Origin of the sequence: Streptomyces sp. NPDC058307, from assembly GCF_042880295.1 — a bacterium.
Taxonomy (GTDB): Bacteria; Actinomycetota; Actinomycetes; order Streptomycetales; family Streptomycetaceae; genus Streptomyces.
The window spans coordinates 31,242-56,783 of record NZ_JBHVYZ010000055.1 but is presented as its reverse complement, the minus strand read 5'-3'; the positions used below and the strand labels follow the sequence as shown (position 1 = coordinate 56,783).

At 70.1% G+C, this 25,542-nt stretch carries 23 protein-coding genes, 1 tRNA gene and 1 riboswitch; of the genes, 5 read left to right on the top strand and 19 right to left on the bottom strand.

Annotation, left to right across the window (positions count from 1 at the left end):
• Positions 1–164: 164 nt before the first annotated feature.
• Positions 165–380, bottom strand: coding sequence for a hypothetical protein (locus ACFVYN_RS31215; RefSeq protein ID WP_352388241.1), 216 nt, complete (start codon positions 378–380; stop codon positions 165–167).
• Positions 381–612: 232 nt separating this feature from the next.
• Here ACFVYN_RS31215 and ACFVYN_RS31210 point away from each other — a divergent pair, with 232 nt between their 5' ends.
• Both ACFVYN_RS31210 and ACFVYN_RS31205 read left to right on the top strand, forming a co-directional pair.
• Positions 613–972 carry a transcriptional regulator gene (locus ACFVYN_RS31210; RefSeq protein ID WP_390004577.1) on the top strand — a complete coding sequence of 120 codons (360 nt, stop codon included), beginning with the start codon at positions 613–615 and terminating at the stop codon, positions 970–972.
• A gap of 1,026 nt (positions 973–1,998) precedes the next feature.
• Positions 1,999–2,259 carry a hypothetical protein gene (locus tag ACFVYN_RS31205; RefSeq protein ID WP_390004575.1) on the top strand — a complete coding sequence of 87 codons (261 nt, stop codon included), beginning with the start codon at positions 1,999–2,001 and terminating at the stop codon, positions 2,257–2,259.
• 46 nt (positions 2,260–2,305) lie between these two features.
• Here the strand turns inward: ACFVYN_RS31205 and ACFVYN_RS31200 are convergent.
• Positions 2,306–2,389 (bottom strand) — tRNA-Leu (locus ACFVYN_RS31200).
• A 391-nt stretch (positions 2,390–2,780) separates the two neighbouring features.
• Here ACFVYN_RS31200 and ACFVYN_RS31195 point away from each other — a divergent pair.
• Both ACFVYN_RS31195 and ACFVYN_RS31190 read left to right on the top strand, forming a co-directional pair.
• Positions 2,781–3,551, top strand: coding sequence for an ABC transporter ATP-binding protein (locus ACFVYN_RS31195; protein WP_390004572.1), 771 nt, complete (start codon positions 2,781–2,783; stop codon positions 3,549–3,551).
• Positions 3,551–6,079, top strand: a complete 2,529-nt coding sequence (locus ACFVYN_RS31190; protein WP_390004571.1) for an ABC transporter permease — start codon at positions 3,551–3,553, stop codon at positions 6,077–6,079. Before ACFVYN_RS31195 ends, ACFVYN_RS31190 begins: the two co-directional genes overlap by 1 nt.
• Positions 6,080–6,148: 69 nt before the next feature.
• Here the strand turns inward: ACFVYN_RS31190 and ACFVYN_RS31185 are convergent, their stop codons facing one another.
• The 16 genes from ACFVYN_RS31185 to ACFVYN_RS31110 form a co-directional block, all read right to left on the bottom strand.
• Positions 6,149–7,447, bottom strand: coding sequence for a class I SAM-dependent methyltransferase (locus ACFVYN_RS31185; protein WP_390004569.1), 1,299 nt, complete (start codon positions 7,445–7,447; stop codon positions 6,149–6,151).
• A 282-nt stretch (positions 7,448–7,729) separates the two neighbouring features.
• On the bottom strand, positions 7,730–9,106 hold the full coding sequence (locus ACFVYN_RS31180; protein WP_390004567.1) for an NAD(P)/FAD-dependent oxidoreductase: 1,377 nt from the start codon (positions 9,104–9,106) through the stop codon (positions 7,730–7,732).
• A gap of 431 nt (positions 9,107–9,537) precedes the next feature.
• A complete protein-coding gene (locus ACFVYN_RS31175) occupies positions 9,538–10,479 on the bottom strand; it encodes an exopolyphosphatase (protein ID WP_390004564.1) in 942 nt (313 codons plus the stop codon).
• Positions 10,476–11,012 (bottom strand): DUF501 domain-containing protein, encoded by a 537-nt coding sequence (locus ACFVYN_RS31170; protein WP_390004562.1) that lies wholly within the window; start codon positions 11,010–11,012, stop codon positions 10,476–10,478. Before ACFVYN_RS31170 ends, ACFVYN_RS31175 begins: the two co-directional genes overlap by 4 nt.
• A gap of 30 nt (positions 11,013–11,042) precedes the next feature.
• Positions 11,043–11,519 carry a septum formation initiator family protein gene (locus tag ACFVYN_RS31165; RefSeq protein ID WP_390004559.1) on the bottom strand — a complete coding sequence of 159 codons (477 nt, stop codon included), beginning with the start codon at positions 11,517–11,519 and terminating at the stop codon, positions 11,043–11,045.
• A 101-nt stretch (positions 11,520–11,620) separates the two neighbouring features.
• Positions 11,621–12,907, bottom strand: a complete 1,287-nt coding sequence (gene eno / locus ACFVYN_RS31160; RefSeq protein WP_390004584.1) for a phosphopyruvate hydratase — start codon at positions 12,905–12,907, stop codon at positions 11,621–11,623.
• Between the two features lie 292 nt (positions 12,908–13,199).
• The gene (locus ACFVYN_RS31155) at positions 13,200–13,898 is read right to left on the bottom strand and encodes a transglycosylase family protein (protein ID WP_390004556.1); all 699 of its coding nucleotides are present in this window, start codon (positions 13,896–13,898) and stop codon (positions 13,200–13,202) included.
• Positions 13,899–13,901: 3 nt separating this feature from the next.
• Positions 13,902–14,068: riboswitch (cyclic di-AMP (ydaO/yuaA leader) on the bottom strand.
• A 205-nt stretch (positions 14,069–14,273) separates the two neighbouring features.
• Positions 14,274–15,269, bottom strand: a complete 996-nt coding sequence (locus ACFVYN_RS31150) for a transglycosylase family protein (RefSeq protein ID WP_390004554.1) — start codon at positions 15,267–15,269, stop codon at positions 14,274–14,276.
• Between the two features lie 192 nt (positions 15,270–15,461).
• Positions 15,462–16,814 carry a cytochrome P450 gene (locus ACFVYN_RS31145; RefSeq protein ID WP_390004551.1) on the bottom strand — a complete coding sequence of 451 codons (1,353 nt, stop codon included), beginning with the start codon at positions 16,812–16,814 and terminating at the stop codon, positions 15,462–15,464.
• Between the two features lie 301 nt (positions 16,815–17,115).
• Positions 17,116–18,129: a nucleoside triphosphate pyrophosphohydrolase gene (locus tag ACFVYN_RS31140; protein ID WP_390004548.1), complete on the bottom strand. Its 1,014-nt coding sequence runs from the start codon at positions 18,127–18,129 to the stop codon at positions 17,116–17,118.
• 110 nt (positions 18,130–18,239) lie between these two features.
• A complete protein-coding gene (locus ACFVYN_RS31135; protein WP_390004546.1) occupies positions 18,240–18,887 on the bottom strand; it encodes a SurA N-terminal domain-containing protein in 648 nt (215 codons plus the stop codon).
• Between the two features lie 282 nt (positions 18,888–19,169).
• Positions 19,170–19,814 (bottom strand): hypothetical protein, encoded by a 645-nt coding sequence (locus ACFVYN_RS31130; RefSeq protein WP_390004544.1) that lies wholly within the window; start codon positions 19,812–19,814, stop codon positions 19,170–19,172.
• 6 nt (positions 19,815–19,820) lie between these two features.
• Positions 19,821–20,288: a hypothetical protein gene (locus ACFVYN_RS31125; protein WP_390004541.1), complete on the bottom strand. Its 468-nt coding sequence runs from the start codon at positions 20,286–20,288 to the stop codon at positions 19,821–19,823.
• 84 nt (positions 20,289–20,372) lie between these two features.
• The gene (locus ACFVYN_RS31120; RefSeq protein WP_390004539.1) at positions 20,373–21,197 is read right to left on the bottom strand and encodes a glycoside hydrolase domain-containing protein; all 825 of its coding nucleotides are present in this window, start codon (positions 21,195–21,197) and stop codon (positions 20,373–20,375) included.
• 440 nt (positions 21,198–21,637) lie between these two features.
• On the bottom strand, positions 21,638–23,395 hold the full coding sequence (locus tag ACFVYN_RS31115) for an insulinase family protein (RefSeq protein ID WP_390004536.1): 1,758 nt from the start codon (positions 23,393–23,395) through the stop codon (positions 21,638–21,640).
• Entirely contained in the window at positions 23,392–24,348 is a 957-nt protein-coding gene (locus tag ACFVYN_RS31110; RefSeq protein WP_390004533.1) for a hypothetical protein, read from the bottom strand. The genes ACFVYN_RS31115 and ACFVYN_RS31110 overlap by 4 nt, the downstream gene beginning before the upstream one ends.
• 172 nt (positions 24,349–24,520) lie before the next feature.
• Between ACFVYN_RS31110 and ACFVYN_RS31105 the strand changes: the two genes are divergently transcribed.
• Positions 24,521–24,964, top strand: a complete 444-nt coding sequence (locus tag ACFVYN_RS31105) for a hypothetical protein (RefSeq protein ID WP_390004530.1) — start codon at positions 24,521–24,523, stop codon at positions 24,962–24,964.
• Between the two features lie 69 nt (positions 24,965–25,033).
• Here the strand turns inward: ACFVYN_RS31105 and ACFVYN_RS31100 are convergent, their stop codons facing one another.
• Positions 25,034–25,405 carry an ATP-binding protein gene (locus tag ACFVYN_RS31100; protein WP_390004581.1) on the bottom strand — a complete coding sequence of 124 codons (372 nt, stop codon included), beginning with the start codon at positions 25,403–25,405 and terminating at the stop codon, positions 25,034–25,036.
• Positions 25,406–25,542 lie beyond the last annotated feature (137 nt).

The following is a 25,542-nucleotide window of genomic DNA, read 5'->3' as shown; positions in this document are numbered from 1 at the left end:
GCTTGGTGACGTTGGTCGTCTTGTTGAAGCTGAACTTCAGACGGCCGAGGGCCTCCCGGCCCGGCAGCAGCTCGGCGGACTCGGTCTCCAGCTCGTGCATGTCCATGCTCATGAGGGACGTCCTTTCAGGTGATGTGGATCGGGTACGAGGTGGTGCGCGGGTGCTACTGGGTGACCGTGATGTTCTGGCCGGCCTGCGAGGCGGCGGCCGAGGCCAGGGAGTGGTCGTTGACGGCCAGGGACGAGTTGTGGGCCTCGACGTTGGCGATGTGCTTGGTGACGTTGGTCGTCTTGTTGAAGCTGAACTTCAGACGGCCGAGGGCCTCGCGGCCGGGCAGCAGTTCCGCGGACTCGGCCTCGAGCTCGTGAGCGTCCATCATGATCAATTCCCCCTCAGGGATGGGCATTTCCGGTCGGACCGAGTCAGGTTCCCCCCACACTCTGTCCAACTTGGTCGGACGTGTTGTCCAACGAGATTGGACACTAGGGCCTCGCGGGGCCACTGCGCAACCCGTTCGGGGAATCACCCTTTCGGCGGCGGGCGGGGCCGCCCGTAGAATCGGCCCCGACATGGACGGTTCCGCCGAGCGGCGAGCAGGAAGTGACCCACCCGTGGCCAACGCACTCCAGCAGTTGATCCGTGAGCGCCTGGACCGCAAGGGCTGGTCCTACGGCGACGTGGCGCGCCGCGGCGGCATCCCGCGCTCCACCGTCCACCACCTGGCGACCACCGACCGCGTCGTCCGCATGCCCCAGTCGGCCACCCTGGAGGGACTGTCCAAGGGCCTGGAACTCCCGTTGGACACCGTCCGCCGCGCCGCCGCGGAGGCCTGCGGCATCCACGTGTACGGCACCCCGGCCGACCCCGAGGTGGACGTCCTGATCGCCAGCCTCCAGAAACTCTCACCCGACGACCGCCGCCATGTGGCCGCCCTCGTGGAATCCCTCCTGGACCGCACCCCGAAGAAGTGACCACCGGCCCGGAGTACAGCCTCCGGTGAGCGACCACCCGGACCGCTCCGCCGCGAGGACGCCCCTGACGGTCCCCACGCCACCCGGGCAGCGACCCGGCGGCGGCCCTCCCCAGAGCCACGCCCTTGAGGAACCCGCGCCGGGGCGGCACGTACGGCCATTGGCCACCGCGCCCACGCCAGGCAAGCGCCCACCCGGGTAGGCCTCCGGTGAACGACCGCCCGGACCGGCCCACTCCGAGGACGGCGCCCAAGAGCCCACCGCACGAGCGCCCCAGAGGGCCCCACCCCATGTGATGCGTGCGGCGCGCTCACACCACCCGAGGGCCGACCCTCCCCCAGGCCACACCGTTGAGGAACCCACGCCCAGGCGGCACGTACGGCCATCCGCCACCACGCCCCCCCGACGGCCGGCCGTCTCCAGCGACGCCCCTTCAACGCCCCGACCCCACACGGGACGTCCGGCCTTCCGTCACCCGGCCCCAAGCACGTATCACCCGGAGGCGACCAACGCTGGGGAGGATGGCCCCACACGGGCGTACGGCCCTCCGACCCCCGCCGCGCCAACCACTCGAAGACCTGCCCACCCCACGGTCGGAACCCCTTCCGGACCCCAGCCCGCACCACGCCGGCGCAACCGCGAACACCGAACGTCGCACCACGCAAGCAATCGCTCGGGGGCGGCCCAGCCGGGGACTCAAACCTCTCCGGGGCCCGGCGCCCGCGCCGCGCGCACCCCCTGTGAGAACCGACCCGCCGCCAGGCGACCGCCCACCCGGAACCCACCCCGGACCACACGAGCAACCGCCGCGCCACCCGCACGCGACGAACGACCCCGACCCCACCCCTGCCCAAGGAAGTGACCGTCCGGAAGCCAGGTCCCGGCGGTCCGCGACCGCGGATGTTCACTCTTCCGTGGAGTCGGAAAAAGAATTCGACTGTGCCCGAAAGTGCCGGACTCCCCCGCTAGTCTCTCGTCCTGCCCGGGGAGCGAGAGCCGTACGACCCCGGGCTCCCAGGGGGGAATGTGTTGTTCGTGCATGGCGGACCGGCCACGGCCGTGGTCCGCGGGCCCGCCGGAGAATCAGTCGTTCTGCTCTCCGGCGAGCTGCCCGAGGTACTGACCGATCAGTCAGTGACCGAACTCGTGGAACTGGCCGCCGCCGTCCTGGACACGGACGAGCTGCCCCTGTTCCACGCCTGTCTGAGAACCCTGCGCCGCGACGGTCTGCGCGCCGGCCGCCGGATCGAGATCGACGGTGCCGTACTGACCGTCTACGAGGGTTGACGACAGCACGCCGGCCCACGCGGGACAACCCGCGTGGGCGGGAAAGTGCCCGGAGCCGGACTTGAACCGGCACGCCCGCGAAGGGGCAGCGAGGTTTAAGCTCGCCGTGTCTGCATTCCACCATCCGGGCAGGCCATGGGCTCCGCATCGAGGTTCCGAGCCTATCGGGATACATCCCCCGAACAGCGGGCGGGCGGATCCATGTTGTCTTATTTTATTGACGCCTGAGGGTGCATCAGACCGTGGAACACGCCATCCGCACTTGCCAATAGCGTTCCGTGCGACATCCGGCCGCGCATGTGGAATGACGGAATTTCACCGCCCGAACGAGGACGCTCCACCTGTTCTTCGCGCACGCCCCCGATCAGGGGCCGCCGTCATCCCCAGGTATGACACCGAGCGGCGCGGTCCCTCCGAAGTCTGCCTTCGGAACCAGAACTGCGGCTGACTACACGACGGGCTCCGGCCACCACGATGGAAGACGTCCCTCAACGATGTCGTCCCGCTAGGAGTTCCATCCCGTGACCACCACACCAGTCGCCGGCCGGGCCACCACCGTGGCCGCACGCGCCACGGATCTGTCGAAGATCTACGGACAGGGCGAGACCCGGGTGGTGGCCCTGGACCGGGTCACCGTCGAGTTCCGCCAGGCCGAGTTCACCGCGATCATGGGCCCCTCCGGCTCCGGCAAGTCCACGCTGATGCACTGCGTGGCCGGCCTCGACACCTTCTCCTCCGGTTCGGTCCGCATCGGCGACACCGAGTTGGGCTCCCTGAAGGACAAGCAGCTGACCAGGCTGCGGCGGGACAAGATCGGCTTCATCTTCCAGGCGTTCAACCTGCTGCCGACCCTGACGGCCCTGGAGAACATCACCCTCCCGATGGACATCGCGGGCCGCAAGCCGGACAAGGAGTGGCTGGACTCGGTCATCCGGATGGTCGGGCTGCGGGACCGCCTCAGCCACCGCCCCGCCCAGCTCTCCGGCGGCCAGCAGCAGCGCGTCGCCGTCGCCCGGGCTCTCGCGTCCAAGCCCGACATCATCTTCGGTGACGAGCCGACCGGAAACCTCGACTCGCGCTCCGGCGCCGAGGTCCTGGGCTTCCTGCGCAACTCGGTACGGGAGCTGGGGCAGACGGTCGTCATGGTGACCCACGACCCGGTGGCCGCGGCGTACGCGGACCGGGTGGTGTTCCTCGCGGACGGCCGGATCGTGGACGAGATGTACAAGCCCACGGCCGACAACGTGCTTGATTTCCTGAAGCAGTTCGACGCGAAGGGCCGCACCTCCTGATGTTCCGCACAGCCCTGCGCAACGTACTCGCGCACAAGGCCAGACTGCTCATGACCGTGCTCGCCGTGATGCTCGGCGTGGCGTTCGTGTCCGGCACCCTCGTCTTCACCAACACCATCTCCGAGGCCTACCAGAAGAGTTCGGCCAAGGGCTTCGACCAGGTCGACGTCGCCGTCACCGCCAAGTCCCGGAAGGACAAGGGCAACACGATCGGGAAGAACCCCGAGCTGACCCAGGCGCTGCTCGAGAAGAGCGCCGAGGTTCCGGGCGCCGCGAACGCCATCGGTGTCGTGAGCGGCTTCACCGCCATCGCCGACAAGGACGGCAAGCTCATCGGCGGCGGCTTCCAGTCGCAGGGCGGCAACTACTACGGGGACAAGGACCCCCGGTACCCGCTCGCCGAGGGCACCGCACCGCATGGCGCGAACCAGGTCGCGATCGACTCCGAGACGGCGAAACGGGCCGGCTACAAGGTCGGCGACACCGTACGCATCTCGGTCGACGGCCCGGTCCTCAAGCCCGTCGTCACCGGCATCTTCACCACCGACGACGGCAATGTCGCGGCCGGCGGCAGCCTCGCGCTGTTCGACACGGCCACCGCACAGAAACTGTTCGGCAAGCCGGGGACGTACGACGAGATCGACGTGAAGGCGGCTTCCGGCACCTCGCAGACCGCGCTGCGGGCGGCGCTGGACAAGGCGCTCCCCTCGGACCTGGTGGAGACCGAGACCGGCAAGGAACTCGCCGACAGCCAGGCCGAGTTGATCTCCTCCTCGATGGCCGGTCTCAAGCAGGGACTGCTGGTCTTCGCCGGCATCGCGCTGTTCGTCGGCACCTTCATCATCGCCAACACCTTCACCATGCTGGTCGCCCAGCGCACCAAGGAGCTGGCTCTGCTCAGGGCGGTCGGCGCGTCCCGCAGGCAGGTCACTCGGTCGGTGCTGATCGAGGCGTTCGTGGTCGGCCTGATCGCCGCCGTGACGGGTCTCGTGGCCGGCATCGGAGTCGGGGCCGGGCTCAGGTCCCTCATGAGCACGCTCGGGGCGACCGTCCCGGACGGACCGCTCATCATCACCCCGGGCACGGTCGGCACGGCCCTCGCGGTCGGCGTCCTGATCACCATGCTCGCGGCCTGGCTCCCGGGCCGCAGGGCCGCCAAGATCCCGCCGGTCGCGGCGATGAGCAGCGTGCACGCCAAGGCGACGACCAAGTCACTGGTGCTGCGCAACACGCTGGGCGCGCTGTTCAGCGGGGCGGGGGTCGCCGTCATCCTGGCGGCCACCACCATGGACGGCTCGGACGGCCAGGCTCCCATGGGCATGGGCGCGGTCCTGCTGATCATCGGCGTCTTCATCCTCACCCCTCTGCTGTCCCGCCCGCTGATCGCGGCCGCGGCCCCGCTCCTGCGCGTGTTCGGCATCTCCGGGAAGCTGGCCCGCCAGAACTCGGTGCGCAATCCGCGCCGTACGGCCGCCACCGCCTCCGCGCTGATGATCGGGCTCACCCTGATCACCGGCATGACGGTGATGGCGGGCAGCCTCCAGAAGTCGATCGACAAGATGGCGTCGGCGGCCATCGAGGCGGACTACGTCGTCTCCATGGCCAACGGCAACGAGCTCTCGCCCGACGTCGAGAAGAAGCTGGCGAAGGTCGACGGCGTCACCGCCGTCAGCCCGCTGCGCAACGCGGCCTCCCGCATCGACGGCGAGACCGAGTACCTGACCGGCGTGAACGGCTCGGCGATCGGGAAGCTGACCGACCTGAAGGTCGACAGCGGCACCTTCGAGGTCGGCGGCACGCGGGTCGTCGTGGACAAGGACACCGCCAAGTCCTACGGCTGGAAGGCGGGCTCTTCCTTCACCGCGCACTACGAGGACGGCAAGGCGCAGAAGCTCACGGTCGCCGGGGTCTACGAGGGCAACGAGCTGATCAGCGGCATCATGCTCGACACCGCGACGCTCAGTCCGCATCTGAGTGACCTGTCCGACATGCAGGTGATGCTGAAGACGTCCGACGGCGCCTCCGCCGCGGCCAAGGACCGGCTGGAGAAGGCCCTCGGCTCCAACCCGGCCATCAAGGTCCAGGACAAGAAGGACCTGTCCGACTCCATCGCGCAGATGTTCACGCTGATGCTGAACATGCTCTACGGCCTGCTCGCCATGGCGGTGATCGTCGCGGTCCTCGGGGTCATCAACACCCTGGCCATGTCGGTGTTCGAGCGCTCCCAGGAGATCGGCATGCTCCGCGCGATCGGCCTGGACCGCAAGGGCATCAAGCGGATGGTCCGTCTGGAGTCCCTGGTCATCTCCCTGTTCGGCGGGGTCCTCGGCATCGGCCTGGGAGTCTTCTTCGGCTGGGCGGCCGGTGAGCTCCTCGGCACGAAGATGGCCACGTACGAACTCGTCCTGCCCTGGACCCGAATGGCGGTCTTCCTGCTGCTCGCGGCGACGGTAGGCATCCTCGCCGCCCTGTGGCCGGCCCGCCGGGCGGCCCGCATGAACATGCTGACGGCGATCAAGGCCGAGTGAGCCGAGCCGGCCGTACGACAGTGGGGGCCCGTTGCCCGGCAACGGGCCCCCACTCGTGAACCGCTCGCCTCAGTTCCAGGTGCGGGCGCGCAACGGCAGTCCGGAGGTGCCGGACTCGGGGGTTCTGATGGCGAGGACCTGGTTGACGCCGATGCGGTTGCGTTCGAAGGCGAGGGCGCTCGCGGCCATGTACAGCAGCCACACGCGGGCCCGCCCGGGGCCGGCGATCCGGACCGCGCGCTGCCACTGGGCCTCCAGGTTGGTGACCCAGCGGCGCAGGGTGTGGGCGTAGTGCTCACGGATCGACTCGACGTCCCGCACCTCGAACCCGGCCCTCTCCAGCATGGTCACGGTGGTGCCGAGAGGAGCGAGTTCGCCGTCGGGGAAGACATAGGAGTCGATGAACTCGTCGACGTTGTACGCCGATTCGTCGGTGTGCGGGCGCCGGGCGATCTGGTGGTTGAGCAGCCGCCCGCCGGGCTTCAGCAGCTTGAGCAGGTCCTCGGCGTACTCCAGGTACCGTTCCGCGCCCACGTGTTCGGCCATGCCGATGGAGGAGATGGCTTCGTACGGCCCGTCGGTGACGTCCCGGTAGTCCTGCACCCGGATCTCGACGCGGTCGGTGAGCCCCTCGTCGGCGACGCGCTTGCGGGCGTAGGCCGCCTGCTCCTGGGAGAGGGTGATGCCGACGACGCTCACGCCGTACTCGCGGGCGGCGTGGATGGCCATCGAACCCCAGCCGCAGCCGACGTCGAGGAGTCGCTGCCCGGCCCTCAGGCCGAGCTTGCGGCAGACGAGGTCCAGCTTGTCGCGCTGGGCCTGCTCCAGGGTGCCCTCGGGTTCGGGCGCCGCCCAGTAGGCGCACGAGTACACCATCGACGGGCCGAGAACGATCTCGTAGAACGCGTTGCCGACGTCGTAGTGGTGGCTGATGGCCCGCTTGTCGCTGCGCCTGGTGTGCAGATGGCCGCGGGCCCGGCGGACCTCCTCGGGCGGCGGGGCGGGCGGCAGCGGCGGCCCGGCGAGGGCGACGAGTCCGCGTACGGCGGAGCGCACCTCGGGTTCGCGCAGGGCCTGCCAGAGGGTCCTGGCGTCCTCCCCGCGCTCCCAGACGAGCCCGGAGATCAGGCCGAGGGCGGTGAAGAGGTCGCCGTCGATGTCGAGGTCTCCCGCGACCCAGGCGCGGGCCAGCCCCAGCTCGCCCGGCTTGAACAGCAGCCGGCGTACGGCACGCCGGTTGCGCACGACGAGCGCGGGCGCGTCGGGCGGCCCGGCCTCCGAACCGTCCCAGGCGCGGATCCGCACCGGTAGCGGTACTCCCAGCAACTGCTCGAAGAGGGCTCTGAGCCGCAGCGCGGCATCTGCCATGGCGCACACCTCCGTGACGAGGATCCCGGATTTGTCCACCCTGGTAAACAGCGCCATGCCGGAGCGCAGTCCCTTCGGCGGGTCACGTCCGGGCAAAACACGTGGAGCAGCCATGTACACCCGGTGGGCGCGGGAAGCGCGGGAACGCCGAAGGACCTCCCGCACCACGGATGGCGGGAGGTCCTTCGGGGTGGATCAGCGACCGGAACCGTTCGGATGACCGGAGCCGGTCAGTGGCCGAAGCCGGTCGGGTGACCGGAACCGGTCAGTGACCGGAACCGGTCAGGAGGCCTTCGCCTCGGTCTTCTTCGGCTCGGCGGCCGGCACGGGACGCGCGGCCTCGTAGAACTCCTCGCGCGGGTGCTCCATCGCGCCGAGGGAGACGACCTCGCGCTTGAGGAACATGCCGAGGGTCCAGTCGGCGAAGACGCGGACCTTGCGGTTCCAGGTCGGCATGGCCAGACCGTGGTAGCCGCGGTGCATGTACCAGGCGAGACGGCCCTTGAGCTTGATCTTCATCTTGCCCATGACGATCATCGCCACGCCCTTGTGCAGGCCGAGACCCGCGACAGCACCCTTGTTGGAGTGGCTGTACTCCTTCTGCGGGAAGCCCCGCATCCCGGAGATCACGTTGTCGCCGAGGACCCGCGCCTGCCGCAGCGCGTGCTGCGCGTTCGGCGGGCACCAGGCGTTCTCGACGCCGGCCTTGCGGGCGGCGACGTCCGGGACCTGGGCGTTGTCGCCGGCGGCCCAGATGTAGTCGGTGCCCTGGACCTGGAGGGTCGGGGCGGTGTCCACGTGACCGCGCGGGCCCAGCGGGAGGCCGTAGCGGGCCAGGACCGGGTTGGGCTTGACGCCGGCGGTCCACACGATGGTGCTGGAGTCGACCTCCAGGCCGTTCTTGAGGACCACGTGGCCGTCGACGCAGGAGTCCATCGAGGTGGAGAGGTAGATCTCCACGCCCCGGCTCTCCAGGTGCGCCTTGCCGTACTGGCCGAGCTTGGGGCCGACCTCGGGAAGGATCTTGTCGGCGGCGTCGACGAGGATGAACCGCATGTCCTCGCGCGAGACGTTGCTGTAGTACTTGGCCGCGTCGCGGGCCATGTCCTCGACCTCGCCGATGGTCTCCGCGCCCGCGAAGCCACCGCCGATGAACACGAAGGTGAGCGCCTTGCGGCGGATCTCCTCGTCGGTCGTGGAGTCGGCCTTGTCGAGCTGCTCAAGCACGTGGTTGCGCAGGCCGATGGCCTCCTCGATGCCCTTCATGCCGATGCCCTGCTCGGCGAGGCCGGGGATCGGGAAGGTGCGGGAGACCGCGCCGAGCGCGATCACCAGGTAGTCGAAGGGCAGCTCGTACGCCTCGCCGACCAGCGGGGCGATCGTGGCGACCTTGCGGTCCTGGTCGATGGTGGTGACCCGGCCGGTGAGCACCTCCGCCTTCGGCAGCACGCGTCGCAGCGGGACGACGACGTGGCGCGGGGAGATGTTGCCGGCGGCGGTTTCGGGGAGGAAGGGCTGGTAGGTCATGTACGACCGGGGGTCGACGACCGTGACGGTCGCCTCGCCGTAGCGCATCTTCTTGAGAATGCGCCGAGCTGCGTACAGGCCTACGTACCCACCGCCTACTACGAGGATCCTGGGACGCTCCGTGGTGCTCATGCCATCGAGTATCCACCCGCCTCAGGGGGGTCGCTCGTGCGCCCCTTCACAAGCTCTTGCAAGGGGTGTGTTATCCTCCGCGACTCGCGTGATCCACATCATGCCGTGGGACGGGAACCACCCTATCCGGCAACCCGTTGTCAATGCCGCGTGAGCTGCCTCTCCGTGCCGGAACCGGTCCCGTGAGGGGCCCTCGCGGGACCCCCGCGCACCCCTCCGCCGAAGCCCGCCTCCCACCGTTTTGAACGTGTTCACACGGGTGTTGAGCCCCCGGAAGGGTCAACCGGACGACATTCGTCGTCCGACAGGACCCAATTCCTTGTGAAGAACTTCACGAACTTTCTCGGCGCCACGTCAACGAGGGGCCCCGAAGGGCCCCCCGGACGCGCTCATACGTTGTTCTGCCTGCTCAGCAGAGGTGCCGACAGGGCCTATGCGAGGGACCACGCGATGCCGTCGAGGATGTCGTGCTCGCTCACGACGACCTCCTCGGCGCCGATCCGCTCCATGATCGCGAGGAGTACGAGGGCCCCGGCGGCGATGACGTCCACGCGCCCCGGATGCATGGAGGGCACGGCCGCGCGCTCGGCGTGGGTGGAGTGCAGCAGCCAGTCGGTGATCTCGCGGACGCGGTCCTGGGAGACGCGGGAGTGGTGGATGGCCTCGGAGTCGTACTCCGGGAGCTCCTGGGCGATCGCCGACACCGTGGTGACGGACCCGGCGAGCCCCACCAGCGTGCGCGCCTCGCGCAGCGGGACACTCTCCTCGGCGAGGTCGAGGGCGCCCTCGATGTCGCTCCGTATGGCGGCGATCTGCGCGTCGGTGGGCGGGTCGCTGACGACCCCGTCCCGCACCAGGTGCCGCTCGGTCATCCGCACACAGCCGATGTCCACGGAACGTGCGGCGCGCACATGGTCGTCGCCCACGACGAACTCCGTCGACCCCCCGCCGATGTCCACCACGAGGTAGGGCTTGGCCAGGTGGTCGCCGCCCCTCAGCTCCCTGGTAGCCCCGGTGAAGGAGAACTCGGCCTCCTGGTCCCCGGAGATGACCTCGGGCTCGACCCCGAGGATGTCCAGGACCCCGCGCACGAACTCGTCCCGGTTCTCGGCGTCCCGGGAGGCGGAGGTGGCGACGAACCGCAGCCGCTCGGCCCCGTGCTCCTTGATGACCGCCGCGTACTCCCGGCACGCGGCGAAGGTCCGCTCCAGCGCCTCGGGCGCGAGCCGCCCGGTCCGGTCGACCCCCTGCCCGAGCCGCACGATCGTCATACGGCGGTCCAGGTCGACCAGTTCGCCGGTCTCGGGGTCGCAGTCGGCGACAAGGAGCCGGATGGAGTTCGTACCGCAGTCGACGGCGGCGACACGGGTCACTTGGCGTCCTCCTGCTGCTCGGTCAGGTTCACGCAGGCCCCCTTGCGCCACCACTCCGGCAGCATCGCGATCGCCTCGTCACCCAGCGGGTTGACGCCCGGGCCCGCGGCCAGCGAATGACCGACCAGGACGTGCAGGCACTTCACCCGGTCCGGCATGCCGCCCGCGCTCGGGAAGCCCTCCAGGACCTCGATGGCGTCACGGCGCGCGAGGTAGTCCTCGTGCGCGGCCCGGTAGGCGGCAGCGAGTTCCGGATCGGTCTGCAGCCGCTCCGTCATCTCCTTCATGACGCCGTTCGCCTCCAGCGTGCCGATCGCCGAGGCGGCGCGCGGACACGTCAGGTAGTACGTCGTCGGGAAGGGCGTGCCGTCCGGCAGCCGGGGCGCGGTCTCCACGACGTCCGGCTGCCCGCACGGGCACCGGTGCGCGATCGCGCGCAGCCCGCGGGGCGGCCGGCCGAGCTGCTGCTTGAAGGCCTCCACGTCCGCGTCGGTCGGCTCGGTGCGCGGGGTGGAGGGCGGAGGCGTTTCCATGCCTGTCTTTCTATCGGTCCATCGGTCGGTTCACTGGTCGGAGGCGTCGGACTTGTCGACCCCGTCCCAGACGTTCGCGTACCAGGGGCGGTCGGCCGCGCCCAGGTCGGTGCGGGACTGCCTCGCCGCGTCCGGGTCGACCACGATGAAGCCCGTCTCCCCCGGCAGCACGTAGTGCAGCCGCTGCCGGATCTGCTGCTCCGCGTACGCGTCGTCCTGCCAGCGCGCCTTGAGGTCGCGCAGCTTCTCGACCCGCTCGGCGGCCCGCGCCTTCTCCCGCTGGAGGTCGGCGATCTCGGCGCGCTGGGAGACGTACTGCCTTATCGGGTACGCCAGCGCCACCACCAGCGTGCACAGCACGAGGGCGAGCAGCGCGGCCCGGCCGGTCAGCCGGGAGCGGCGGGCCTGCCGCTTGGTCTGGGAACGGTAGACCCGGGCCGCGGTCTGCTCGCCGAGCAGCCTGATCCTGGTCGTGGTGGAGAAACGGTCCCGGTCCTTCACGGCCATCGGCTCTCCGCCTCCCCTTCTACGTACGTACGTCCCCGCACACGGTACGGGACCGGTACGGGGACGTACGTACGACTGGCTAAGGCTTAGCCCTGCCGGGGTCAGCCCTTGAAGCGGGGGAAGGCCGAGCGGCCCGCGTACACCGCCGCGTCGTCGAGGATCTCCTCGATGCGCAGGAGCTGGTTGTACTTGGCGACGCGCTCGGAGCGGGCCGGGGCGCCGGTCTTGATCTGGCCGCAGTTGGTGGCGACGGCGAGGTCGGCGATGGTGACGTCCTCGGTCTCGCCGGAGCGGTGCGACATCATGCACTTGAAGCCGCTGCGCTGGGCGAGCTCCACGGCGTCCAGGGTCTCGGTGAGCGAGCCGATCTGGTTCACCTTGACGAGCAGGGCGTTGGCGGTGCCCTCCTCGATGCCGCGGGCCAGGCGCTCCGGGTTGGTGACGAACAGGTCGTCGCCGACGATCTGGACCTTGTCGCCCAGCTTGTCGGTGAGGACCTTCCAGCCGGCCCAGTCGTCCTCGAACAGCGGGTCCTCGATGGAGACGAGCGGGTAGGCCGCCACGAGCTCCTCGTAGTACTCCGTCATCTCGGCGGCGGAGCGGTCCTTGCCCTCGAAGGAGTAGACGCCGTCCTTGTAGAACTCGGAGGCGGCGACGTCGAGCGCCAGGGCGACCTGCTCGCCGGGGATGTAACCGGCTTCCTTGATCGCCTCGAGGATGAGGTCCAGGGCGGCGCGGTTGGACTCCAGGTTCGGCGCGAAGCCGCCCTCGTCGCCCAGGCCCGTCGACAGGCCCTTGCTCTTCAGGACCTTCTTGAGGGTGTGGTAGACCTCGGTGCCCCAGCGCAGCGCCTCGGAGAAGGACTCCGCGCCGATCGGGGCGATCATGAACTCCTGGATGTCCACGTTGGAGTCGGCGTGCGAGCCGCCGTTCAGGATGTTCATCATCGGCACCGGCAGCAGGTGCGCGTTCGGGCCGCCCAGGTAGCGGAAGAGGGGGAGGTCGCTGGCCTCGGAGGCGGCGTGGGCGACGGCGAGGGAGACGCCGAGGATGGCGTTGGCGCCGAGCGAGCCCTTGTTGTCGGTGGCGTCCAGGTCGAACATCGCCTGGTCGATCAGACGCTGCTCGGTGGCGTCGTAGCCGACCAGCTCCGGGCCGATCTGCTCGATGACGGCCAGCACGGCCTTCTCGACACCCTTGCCCTGGTAGCGGTTCGGGTCACCGTCGCGCAGCTCGATGGCCTCGAAGGCGCCCGTGGAGGCGCCGGACGGGACGGCGGCACGACCGGTGCTGCCGTCGTCGAGGCCGACCTCGACCTCGACCGTGGGGTTGCCTCGGGAGTCCAGGATTTCCCGGGCTACGACGACGTCGATGGACGGCACGAGCATCTCCTTCTTGGGATGTGACACGGTCCGCCGGGACCGCGGTGGGTTCTGCGAGACCGAGCCTAACCGGCTCCGGGGGATCGGCCACCGTGTGGACCGCCCCCTGGACAGAACCGAGAGTAAATTGTTTCTGAACTGAACAAAGACGGGCCTCGGCGAGCATGAAAAAACCCCGCCCCGGTGCGTACGGGGGAACACGCACCGGAGCGGGGAGCCCGTGGGGACGGGGGGTGACCCTCACGAGGCCTTCATCATGAAGGACACGGCTGTGAGGGCACTGTGGTTCAGCCGGGGCCTACTTCAGGTGCAGCTGCTGACCCGGGTAGATGAAGTCGGCGTCGGTGATGATGTCCTTGTTCAGCTTGAACAGCTTCTGCCAGCCGCCCTTGACCTTGTGCTTCTCGGCGATCGAGCTGAGCGTGTCGCCCTTGACGACCTTGTACTCGCCGTCGCCCTTCTTGACCTTCTTGCCGGTCGGGGTGGTGACGGTCTTCTTGGCGGCCGGACGCTCGGCCGAACGCGAGGCGCTCTGCTTCTCGGTCGAACGGCTGCTCGTGTTCGAGGAGCTGGAGTTAGAGGAGCTGGAGTTCGACGAGGAGGACGAGCTGCTGCCGCTGTAGCCGGCGCTGGACAGGCCCTTGCCGCAGACCGGCCAGGCACCCTTGCCCTGGGAGGCGAGGACCTTCTCGGCGACGGCGATCTGCTGGGACTTGCTGGCCTGGTTGGCCTGCGCGGCGTACTGCGTGCCGCCGTACGCGGCCCAGGTGGAGGCGGAGAACTGCAGGCCGCCGTAGTAGCCGTTGCCGGTGTTGATGGACCAGTTACCGCCGGACTCGCACTGGGCGACGGTGTCCCACTCGGAGGCGGTAGCGGCGGAGGCGTTGCCGGCCGCCATCAGCGGGGCGGCGATGGCGACACCGGTGACACCCGCCAGAGCGGCGGCACGGGTGGCCTTGGACGGACGGCGGTGCTTGCCCTTGCCGGAAAACAGCATGGTGGATCCCCTCACCGACGCCTGCGAGGTGAGCTGTCGGGTTCGGGCCGGTTGAGTTGCCCGGCCGCGCACCTCCCGGTGCGCGACTTAACCCCAAGCCGGTCCAGCTGAACTGCTGGGTCCGGCACTTACCTTGGGTCCCCCGCTCCTGCCTACGGCGCTTGACGCGACGACTGTTCCCGTTCGGCCACTGGCAGGATTCGGCGTTGCGACCGACGGGGCTCGGGTTGCCGAGCGGTCACGACCGTAGACACGGGCTCGGTCGAATTTCAAAGACGATCAGGGCTTCTGAGACTCATCCCACACTTTCACCAAAGTGGACATTCAGTGCGAAGTGTGACGTGAACTCCCGCTGTTTTTCAGGCCTTTTCAGCCCTATTCAGCCCCTGTGTCGAGGGTCTGACCGGCGACGATGCCGTTCGGGTCGGCCCCGATGCGGTCCTTGTTCTCGGCGTAGAGGGCACGCCATCCGCCGTCGAGGCCAAGGGAGTCGGCGATGGAGACGAGGGAGTCGCCCTCCTGGACGGTGTAGGTGCCGACGGCATGCCGGCCGGCCGGGGAGGAGGCTGTGCTCTTCGTCGCAATCTCCTCGGCGCTGGAGCCGCGGTGCTTGCCGGAACCGAGGGCGCCGACGTCCACGAGGGCCGAAGAGCTGCCCCGCTGCCACGACTTGTCCGCTTCGTCCTCTTCCGTGCTCACCACGGGCGAGCTGTCGGAAGGCTGGGTGTCCGCTGCGGCGGAACCGTCGGAAGTCGAAGGGTTCTTTTTGTCCGGCTTGGCGGAACTGTCGTCACCGGAGGGAGTGGCCGACGGCGAGGGCGTCACGGACGAACCGTCCAGCCCGTCGAGCAGACCGGAGGACTCCTCGGAGCCCGAAGAGTCGGCGGAACCGGAGGAACCGGACGAGCCCGATGAACCGGATGTGTTCGACGAGTCGGACGCCGAGGGCGAGGGCGTCCCGCTCCCCACCCCCGTGTCGACGTCGGCCGAGCTCGAGTCCTTGCTGAGACCGCCGAGCAGACCGCAGGTCGGCCAGGCGGCGATGCCCTGGTCCGCGAGGAGCTTCTCGGCCACGGCTATCTGCTGGTTGCGACTGGCGAGGTCCGCCGTCTCGGCGTATGCGAGGCCGCCGTACTTCTCCCAGTTCTCCTGGGACATCTGCAGGCCGCCGTAGTAGCCGTTGCCGTCGTTGGCGCTCCAGGAGCTGCCGCTCTCGCACTCCGCGACCCGGTCCCAGGTGGTGCCGGTGGCGGCGCTCGCCCCGGTCGCTCCGAGCAGTGGGATCGCGATGGCGGAGCCCGTCACACCGGCCGCCACGAGGAGAGCGGGAGCCTGACGGGGGCGACGGTGACGACCGTTCCCGGAGAGCATGAGGGGACCTTTCCCGAGACAGCAAGTACCGGCGCGGCGAGTGGTGCGGGGCACCGCGCTGGTCCGTGAACGTATAGGGATTCGATCACTTGTCACAAGTTAATGCCGCGTAGATCACGTGAGGATCACAAACTTGAGGACTCGTCACGTTTACCCGCCTCCGATCCGGGACAAGAGGGGTCTCTCGGTCGATTACCAGACGGGCGTGAACTCCACCGGCAAAGTGCGCAGTCCACGCATGATGAGTCCCCCACGCCACCGCAAATCAGCCGAATCGACCGCCAGTTGGAGATCCGGGAGGCGGGTGAGGAGGGTGGCGAGCGCGGTCTGGCCCTCCAGGCGGGCCAGCGGGGCACCGAGGCAGTAGTGGATGCCGTGGCCGTAACCGAGGTGCTGATTGTCACGGCGGGACAGATCGAGCACATCGGGGTCGGCGAACCGCTGTGGATCCCGGTCCGCGGCGGCGAGTACGACGAGCACCGGGTCACCCGTGGCGATGTCCTGCCCCCCGATCCGCAGCGGTTCGGTGGCGAACCGCCAGGTGGCCAGTTCCACCGGGCCGTCGTACCGCAGCAGTTCCTCCACACCGGTCTCCAGGAGGCCCCTCTCCTGCCTGGCCAGGGATTCCTGCAGCCGGTGGCGCTGCTCGGGGTGGGTGAGGAGGGCGTAGGCACCGTTTCCGATCAAATTGACGGTGGTCTCGAAACCTGCGAACAAAAGAATGAAGGCCATGGCCGCGGCCTCGTTCTCGGTGAGGTGCTCCCCGTGGTCGGAGGCCCGGATGAGCGCGGAGATGAGGTCCTCGCCGGGAGGGGGCTCATCGGGCAGCGCTTCCCGCTTCCGGTGGATGAGCTCGGCGAGATAGCCGCGCATCTTCTTCACGGACCGCGCCACCCCGCCTCGCGGACCGCCGCCGTGACGGATCATCATGCCCGCCCAGTCCCGGAAGTCGTCCTGGTCCTCACCGGGGACACCGAGCAGGTCGCAGATCGCGTAGATGGGGAGCGGGAAGGCGAACTCGTGGATGAGGTCGGCGGAACCCGTGGCCGCGAACCCGTCGATGAGACGGTCGGTCAACTCCTGTACCCGGGGCGCGAACTCGGCGACCCTCCTGGGCGTGAACGCCTTGCTGACGAGCCGTCGGAGCCTGGTGTGGTCCGGTGGATCGATGTTCAGCAGATGCGTCATCAGCTCCGCCTTGCGCTCCCCCGGGATGCCGGTCTTGCCCTTGGCGTGCGCGGGCTCGTCGTGATGCGCCGGGTTCTTGCTGAGCCGCTGGTCGGCGAGGGCCTGTTTGGCTTCGGTGTACCGGGTGACCAACCAGGCCTCCACACCGCTGGGCAGCCGGGTCCTGTGGACCGGGGCGTGCTCGCGGAGCCAGGCGTAGGCGGGGTAGGGGTCGGTGGCGAACTCCCAGGAGAAGAGCTCGGGGGTGGGGGCCGAGGAGGGGGGAGTCTCGGGGGTGGGAGTCTCGTCGGTGGGACTCGCAGGGGCGGGAGTCGCGGGGGCGGGACTCGCAGGGGTGGTGGCGGGCTGGTCGGTCACTCCTTGACGTTATCCGGCGGGGTGGGGCGCGAGGTTCCCCGGCGGGGTGGGGCGCGAGGTTCCCCGGCGGGGTGGGCCGCCAGGTCCCCGGCGGGGTGCGCCGCCAGGTCCCCGGCGGGGTGCGCCGCCAGGTCCCCCGGCGTGGGCGCCAGGTTCCCGGCGGGGGGCGCCAGGTTCCCGGTGGGTGGAGTGGGGCGCGAGGATCCCCGGTGGGCCGGCCGCAACACTCCCCGTCAAGATCGGCCACCAGGCTCCCCGGCGGCGTCGGCCACAACACTCCCCGCCAAGATCGGCCGCGAAGCTATTCGGCGGCCCGGGCGGCCTCGGCCTCGCGGATCGCGTCCCGGTAGGCCCGTGCCGCCGCTCTCAGCGCTGCCTCCGGGTCGATGCCCTCCGCCTCGGCGTGGGTGGCCAGGGCGAGGAGTTCGTAGCCGAGGCCCTCGGTGGTGGGGAGGGGGACGTCCAGGCCTGCCGTGCGGACGCGGGAGGCGAGCTTGGCGGCGAGGGCCAGGGCCGGCTGGCCGAGGGGGATGCCCTCGGTCACCGAGGTGCGCTGCTTCTCTATCGCCTTGGTGCGCAGCCAGTGGGCCTTGACCTCCTCGGGGGTGCTGGCCGTCTCGTCGCCGAAGACGTGCGGGTGGCGGTGGATGAGCTTGGCGACGATGCCGGCGGCGACGTCGTCGACGGAGAAGGGGGCGTCCGGGTCCTCCTCGGCGATCCGGGAGTGGAAGACGACCTGGAGGAGCACGTCCCCGAGTTCCTCGCGCAGTTCGTCGCGGTCGCCCTCCTCGATGGCCTCGACGAGTTCGTACGCCTCCTCGATGCCGTACTTCGCGAGGCCCTCGTGGGTCTGCCGGGAGGACCACGGGCACTCGGCGCGGATGCGGTCCATGACCTGGACGAGGTCGAGGAGCCGGGCGCCGGGCAGGTCGTAGGAGGCGGGGAGCAGCTCCAGCTCGGGCATCTGCAGGCGTCCCGATCCGGCGAGGCGGGCCAGACCGTCCGTGAGGGCCGGCTCGCCCTCGCCCGTGGCCACGACGACCACCGCGTGCCCGCCCGCGCACGCTGCGACCAGTTCCTCGGCGGTCGGGGAGGTCTCGTCGACCGCTATTCCCGCCTCCCGCAGATACGGCAGTTGGGGGTGGGTGCCGTCCGCGCACAGGACCCGGTCGGCTCCGTGCAGCACCTGCCAGGCGGGCCAGGACAGCAGGCCGGGGGCGACGCGGTGGCTGGTGGTGAGCAGGACGATGCGGCCGGGGGCGGACGCCGGGTCGGTGTCCTGGTCGGGGGCGGGCTCGAAGCCGGTTGCGTTCACAGTTCGAAGCTAACGCACGGCGCCGACGGGGCGATCAGGTTGTCCACAGGCAGGGGGTGGCGGGGTGATCGTATGATCACCCGTCTGCTGTGGAGGCCGTCTCTGTCCCGCTACGCGCTCTGTTCGCTCCCCGCCGCCGTGACCTCCCGCACCCACGGCGTCTTCGCGTCGACGCGGGTGCTCTTCTTGACGTCCCAGGTGCCGTAGCGCGGGTTGAGGTCGACGTCGAGTTCCTTGGACGCCTTGCTGAGGGCGTTCCAGAAGGCGGGGTCGCTGGTATCGGTGCCGAGGGCGCCGGCGAGCTTCTGGGCCTCCAGCTGGAGGCGGAGGTTGTCGTCGAGGCGTTCGGGCGCGATGCCGTACCGCTGGAGCCAGGCCGTCTCCAGGCCCTTGGTGCCGCCGGCCTGCTCCTCCAGGCCGGAGCGGAGTTCCTGGACCTGCTTGCGGGTCACGGTCACGCCCGCGTCCTCGGCCGCCCGGTGCAGCACCTGGTCGAGGACCATGCCGTGCAGGACGTCGCGGGTGAGGGTGCCGGTCTTGGCGATGGCCTGTTCGTACTGGGCCTCGTCCGTGACGGCCGCCCGCTGGGCGTCGCGCACCTCGGTCACCCGGTTCTCCAACTGCGCGACGGTGATCCGCTGGCCGCCGACAACGGCCGCCGCGCCGGGATGCGCGTCGCTTCCGCAGGCGGTGAGGAGGGGGGCCGCGGCGGCGAGCGCGGCGGAGAGGAGGAGCGCGGTGCGACGACGGCGGTGCAAGGGTGCCTCCCGAGGAGATTGTGCGACGGTGCACAAGGTCTTGCGGTGATCGATGGTAGGCAGGGGACCGGCTCTGGCCAACCCATTCGACCAACGATTCACCGGGACTTCGGGCACCGCCGCGCCCGGGCGGGGTCGCGGGGCGCGGGGCGCGGGGCGGGGGGTCGCGGGGGCGGCGGCCGATGCTGCGATGTGCACCCCGGCTTACGGCTACGAGGGGCGGGTCTACGGGCGGAGCGGTCTACGAACGGGGCGGGCCTACGAACGGGGCGGCCGGTGGGCTCAGCCCTGTGCCTCCACGGCCTGCCGCACCGCGGCGGCGACACCGGCGCGCAGTCCGTCGTCGTCGGGCACCCAGGCCACGTTCGTATCGGCCTTGCCTTTGCTACCGCTGCCGCTCCCGTTCTCACTGCCCACGAGCACGAAACCCTGTTTCGCGTACCGCCGGGTCGCCTCCTGCGCCGCCTTCACCTCGGGGCCGCCCACCGCGAGGACGACCTCGCAGGATCCCTGGAGCAGGGCGTTGAGGAAGGGGCGGGCGTTCGCGGTGCTCTGTTCTCCGGTCACCGAGGAGTAGCTCACGCGCGCGTGCGTCGTGTGGGAGGCGTCCTGCATGCCCTGCCAGACGGCCGCGGCGGCCTTGGCGTTGATGCCGTGCCGGTCGGTGAGGAGGCACGCGTCGGACTCGGTGTAGTGGCGGGCGCGGGTGGCGGGGATCGGCGGGCGACTGCTGCCGTGCCGGTGGAGGAAGAACCCGGTCACGATCATCACGAGGGCCAGGGCGACCGCCGTACCGATCATGGCGAGACTGCGTCCGCTGAGTGAACGCAGCCCGACCACCGTGGCACGCCCCACAGCCGCGAGCCGCCCCGTCTCCTCGGCCCGGACCGACCGTGTCCGCGTGACCTGCCGAACCTGCTTGACCATGTAATGCTACTCCTCCACGCGCACGGGCACCGGGCGTTCGGCCACCTGGTCGGCGTCCACGTCTCCCGACCGCTCTGCCGCTTCGTCGACCGCCGTACCGCCGGCCCGCGCACCGATCCACCGTGGCTCACGCCGACCCGCCCGTCGGGGCCAGGCCGTCCACGCGTGCACCGGGGCGACTGCCATCGACAGGGTGATCAGCAGCAGGTCGACCCCGAACAACGCACCGTGAGTGTCGTCCGGCGTCAACGTGAGTTCGGTGACCCAGGCCACCAGGACCACGCTGAAGCCCGCGAAGGCCAGCCAGTCGGTGCGGCTGCGGCGCCGCAGGGCGAGCACGAGGGACGGGACGGGACAGAGAAGGCCGAGGCTGACCACCGGCAGCGCGGCGAAGCCCGCGCGCACGGCGGGCAGACGCAGCACCGGCGCGGCGGGCAGCTTCAGCACCCTGGAGATCAGCCTCGGCATCCTCATCGCCCTCACCTTTCGGTCCTCGACGCTCAGCACCGTCGGTCCTGGGCTTTCAGTTCTGCCGGTCCTCGGCTCGCGGTCACATGCTCAGCCGGTGATGGCGACCGGCCCGTCCCACGCGTCGCGGTCCACGGTGATCGTGTAGCCGCCGCGGGACTCCTTGCTGTTGACCATGTACTGGTGAGCCCGGCTGTGTCCGGTGTACTGGGTGGCGCCCCAGGGCCAGTCCGAGGTGGTCGTGTTGACCTTGTCCCACAGCGCGTACCAGAGGTTGCCCGGCAGGTCCGTCTTGTTGGTCGCGGTGGCGATCGCCTTGGCGCTGGAGCTGGTGAAGCCGTAGTAGCCGGCCCGGTAGGTCTTGGCGTGCAGTTCCTTGTCGAACGCTCGGACGTACGTCAGCACGGCGTTGTTGCAGGAGGTGTTCGTCGTGTCGTACGCCTCCATGTCGAGGAAGATCGGGCTGCCGGCCTTCATGCCGAGCGCCGAGGCCTTGGCCACCGCGTCATCCGCCTCGCTCTTGCCGACGGAGGCCGCGGTGGAGGCGCTGATCTTCACCGAGCCGCCGGAGCCGCAGGACGGCTGGGAGCCGACGTAGAGCGGAACGAGCTTCCAGCCGACCGTGCTGACGGACTTGACCCAGGACGCGGTGAGGTTGGGCTGGCTGCAGCCGCGGTTCTTGCCACCTATGTAGACGGCGGCGGCGCCGTAGAAACCGGTGTGCCAGGCCTTCATCGCGGCGAGGGAGGGGGCGGCACAGGTGTCGAAGGCGCGGCCCGTGAAGGTCTTCTGCGCGGGCCAGGTGGTGGCCGCCATCGAGGTCGTCGCGGCGATCCCGCCACCCGCGACGACGACGGCACCGGCCACACTCCACGAGATGTACCTGCGCTTCTTCGACTGCCGATGGTCTGCCATCCCCACCCCTGTTCATGACAAGCGGACCTGTACGACGTCGCGTACACGTCCGACGGAAGATTCCAAGTGCCCTTGCCCTGCGGCGGCGCGGGTCCGGCACGGTGAGGCGGTACGACGGCGGCCGTACGACTTCTGCGTGGACTGTTCCTGCGCACACGGAAGTCGGGCACCATGAGCGGATCGCACCGTAACCGATGCCGTCCTTTCCCCCGGGAAACAGAGTCCCTGGATCGCCACAAGATTCCCTCATTTCACGGCAAAAACTCCTGAACCAGGGAACGCGGGCCGTGCGAACTCCGTATACGGTCGCGAACTTGGCGAACACGGGACCAAGTCGAACAGAACACGTCGGCCGCCGGCCTCGGTGGCGATACTGAGGCCGATACCGATACCGCCACCGCCACCGCCACCGTCACCGCAGAACCCGTGTCCGCGGTAGGTCACGCCCGCCGGGTGCGCCGGAGGATCCGTATCGCGGGCCAGGCCAGCAGCCCGGTGACGGCCCAGAGGAAGCCCGCGAGGCCGATCCATTCACCGGTGGTGGTCTCGGGATCGCCCCCGCCGAAGACGGTGACCGCGAGCGCGAGGAAGGCGAACAGCCCGCCGAGGACGCTGAGTACGACCAGCCCGGCGGTCTGCCCGCCGGTGCGCCGGGTCGCCGACTGCGCGGGGGCCGATGCGCCATGGACCTCCGCCGCTTCGGCGACCTGCGCTCTCGGCACCCGCTGCCGCGGCGGCAACTGCACGCGCGCGTGCGGCGGTACGGCCGCGTCGAGCGCCGCCATCGTGTGCGCGTCGACGCCGTGCAGACCGGGTTCCACGGCGACGGCGAGGCCGTCGGTGCCGATGAGCCGCCGACCGCCGTCGGGCCAGCTCAGCACGGCGGCGCAGGCACGGTACGGAACGGTCACCGCGAGGTCGCCGCCGTCCCGCCCGCGCACCGTCAGGCTGACCCCGTCGTCGCCCACCACCAGCGCGGACCCGTCCTTGGCCAGCGCCTCGAAACGCCGCCCCGTGACGGCGTACGTCGACCGGGTCGGCGCCTCCGTGTACCCGGCCCAGTCGGCGCGGTGCCCGGCGGGTACCTGCAGCAGGGCTGTGCCCGCCGCCTCCAGGGCCACCGCGTGCAGATGGCCGGGCGTCACCGACCACAGTTCGTGGCGCAGCTCGTCCAGGCTCCGGGGCGGCCGACCGGCGAGCAGGTCCTCCGCCGCGCCCGGCAGCCTTCGTACGGCCCCGTCGGCCGCCGTCAGCGCCGCGTCGGAACGCGCCCGTACGGCGTCGAGGTCGGCCTGTCCGACATGCCCCGCCTGGAGCGCGGCGAGGACGTCGACGAAGCCGCCGAGCACCGCGTCCTGCTTGGCGGGCAGGGCGTCGGCGAAGGCGGTGAGCAGGGCGTGGCCGTCGCGGCGGGAGGTGTGGTCGGTGGCCGCGGTGTAGGAGTAGCCGCCCTCCTGGCGCAGGGAGCGGGTGAGTTCACGTTCCAGGACACCCGCGTACAGCCGGGAGGCGGCGGTGTCGGTGACGACGGCGTCGAGCAGGACACCGCCCTGGCCGTCGGAGAAGTGGGCGGGCGTGACGGGGAGGGCGGACGTGACGACAGGCAGCGGGTGCCGTGGGCCCGGGGGCAGCTTCGGGGAGAGCCCCGCCGGGATGCGCTCGCCCGCGATCCACAGCACGGCGTTGCCACCCGTGAACCAGGTCCGCGTCCAGTGCCGTACGTCCTCCGGACGCAGGCCGGGGACACCCCACTCCGGGTAGCTGACCAGTCCGTAGCCCTGGGCGCCGTAGCGCCACAGCGGGAGTTGGCCGGGCTCGCGGCGGGACTCCTCGGTGCGCAGGATCTCCTTCTCGGTCTCCAGGCGCTCCATGGGGAGGTCGGCGAGAGAGCCGCAGACGCCGTGCAGGTAGGCGACGATCTCGTGCTCGGCGCCCTCCACGTGGAAGTGGGTGAAGGCGGCCTTGGTCGCGCCGTTGTAGTGGTAGTCGGCGATGCCGTGCCGGTACAGGGCGAGGTGCTCGACGAGGTGGGTGACACCGGCGCGGGCGAGGGTCTCGTCGGCCATGCCGACGCGGAAGACGAGTCCGGCGCGGGTGGGTCCGGGGGCGTGGGCGAAGAGGGTGGGGATGCCTTCGACCTCGGTGAGGTGGATCGCAGCGGGAGCGTACTGGCCGTCCTGCGGGGCCTGTTGGTTCATCTTCGGCCTCTCAGGGCGGTGTCGCGGTGTCGGACGTATGCCTCGGCGGGCTTGCCGAGGTAGCCCCACGGGTATTCGGAGGCGAGGTTGCCGAGGGCGCGGAAGTGGGCGGCGGCCTGCTCGGTGTCGCCGATGAGGGAGAACAGCGCGGCGAAGCCGCCCTGGACGGTGACCCAGCCGTACGGGCGCCGGAACGCCGGGTGGAACACCGACCTCCCGGCCGCTTCGAGGAGTTCGGCGTGGACGTGCGGCTGCCGCAGGTACTCGGCGCGCTTGTCGTCGCCCTTCAGGTCGAGCCAGTGCTCGATGTGCGCCTCGGCGACCAGGCCACCGCTCAACGAGCCTTCCGGGGCGGCCAGCAGACACTCGCGGGCGAACCCGTGCGCCTCCTCCCAGGTGCCGCCCCACTTGGGGCAGAGTTTCTGGAGGAGGCGGGCCTGCCCGGTGAAGTGGTGCGGGTGGTACTTGGCCAGCCGGTCGTAGCGCCGCCGGGCCTCGTTCTTCCCGAGCGACAACCCGAGGGCGGTGTTGAGCCGTTCGGCCCAGGCGGCGTCGTACGACGGGTCGAGGGCCGTGGCGCGGATGAGCAGTTGCTCCGCGTCCCGCAGGTGCGCGTGGAAGGCCTCGAACTGCTCCCTGCTCACATCCTGGGCCCGCGCCGAGGTCCGTATCCCCCACCCGGCCTGCACCAGCCGCGCACCGAGCACGGTGAGCGCGAACACGTCGTACGGCGCCGCACTCACCTGCTGCCGCAGCGCGTGCTCGACACCGTCGACCTCGGCCAGCACCCGCACGACGAAGGCGCGGTCGGTACCGGGCGGCAGGTTGTCGTGATACTGCCGGACCGAGGCCCAGTCGGCGATGGTGGCGGCCTGTCGCAGCCAGGTGACCTCCGGGAAGGCAGAGGCGAGTTCGAAATCGGGTTCGGGAGCGGGCCCGGGGTCGGGTGGCATGCGGCGGATCCTAAGCGAGGCTCGTGACATAGAGCGCGGCGGGGAAAGCCGAGGTCAGGGATGGGATACGGCATACGTGGTCTTGACTGTCGACGGACCTGCCCGCCAACTTCCGTTCACCGGGACGTCATATCGTGCGCACTTTTCCGCCCACACTTCCGGAAGGCCCCCCATGTCGCTGAACGCCCGTCGCAACCGCCAACTCCTGGAGGCGGCAGCCCCGTTGCTCCTGCAGGACGAGAGGATCGAACTCACCTCCCTCGCCGGCGTCGGCTCGGTCTCCGTCCGCAAGCAGGCCCTGACGGCTGCCGTGGTGGGCGTGTTGAGCGCCGGAACGGTGATGGCCACGGTCACTCCACGCCCCATGTACGTCGTCCTGACCGACCAGAGAGTCCTGTTCTTCGACGGCAACCGCGGCGGCAGACCGGGCAAGCTTCAGTTGAACCTGCCGCGTCCGTACGTCTCGGCCGGCGGCTCGAAGAAGGCGTTCCTGGGGCTGCAGTTCGTCACGCGACTGTCGGTGGCGGGGCAGGAGCAGGGGCTGAAGGTGACGTTTCCGGTGCAGCATCGGGGGGATGGGCCGCGGTTCGTGGGGGCGTTGCCGGTGACGCGCTGAAGCGCACTGGAGTGCTGGAGTGCTGGAGTGCTGAGGTGCTGAGGTGCTGACCGAGAAAGGTCCTCCATTTCAGGCAGCGGCGAACGCGCACCATACGTACTTGCCCCGACGTCCATGCCTGGCCAGCGGCTGCCAGCCCCACTGATCGGCGCAGGCCCGCACCAGCGCCAGGCCCCGGCCGCCTTCCGACTCGGCGACCTGCTCCCACGCGTTCGGCGGTTCAGGGGGCTCGGGGTCGGCATCCCAGGCGCCGACGCGCAGCACGCCGGGCGACCACTGCACGCGCAGGGCCACGGGCCCCTTGGTGTGGCGTACGGCGTTGGAAACCAGCTCGGTGGCGGGGAGCTCGGCGACGTCGACGAGGGTGATCAGGCCGTGCATGGTGAGGATCAGGCGCAGGGTGCGGCGGCAGACGGTGACGGCTCGGGGGTCGTTCGGGATGTGGAGGGTGTACTCCCAGGGCTGCTGGGGGTCGGTTTCGGTTGCTGAATGGGGTGCGGATTCGGTCCTGGTTTCGGTCTCGGCTTGGCGCTCGGCCTCGGCTTGGGGCTCGGTTTTGGCTTGGGGCTCGGTTTCGG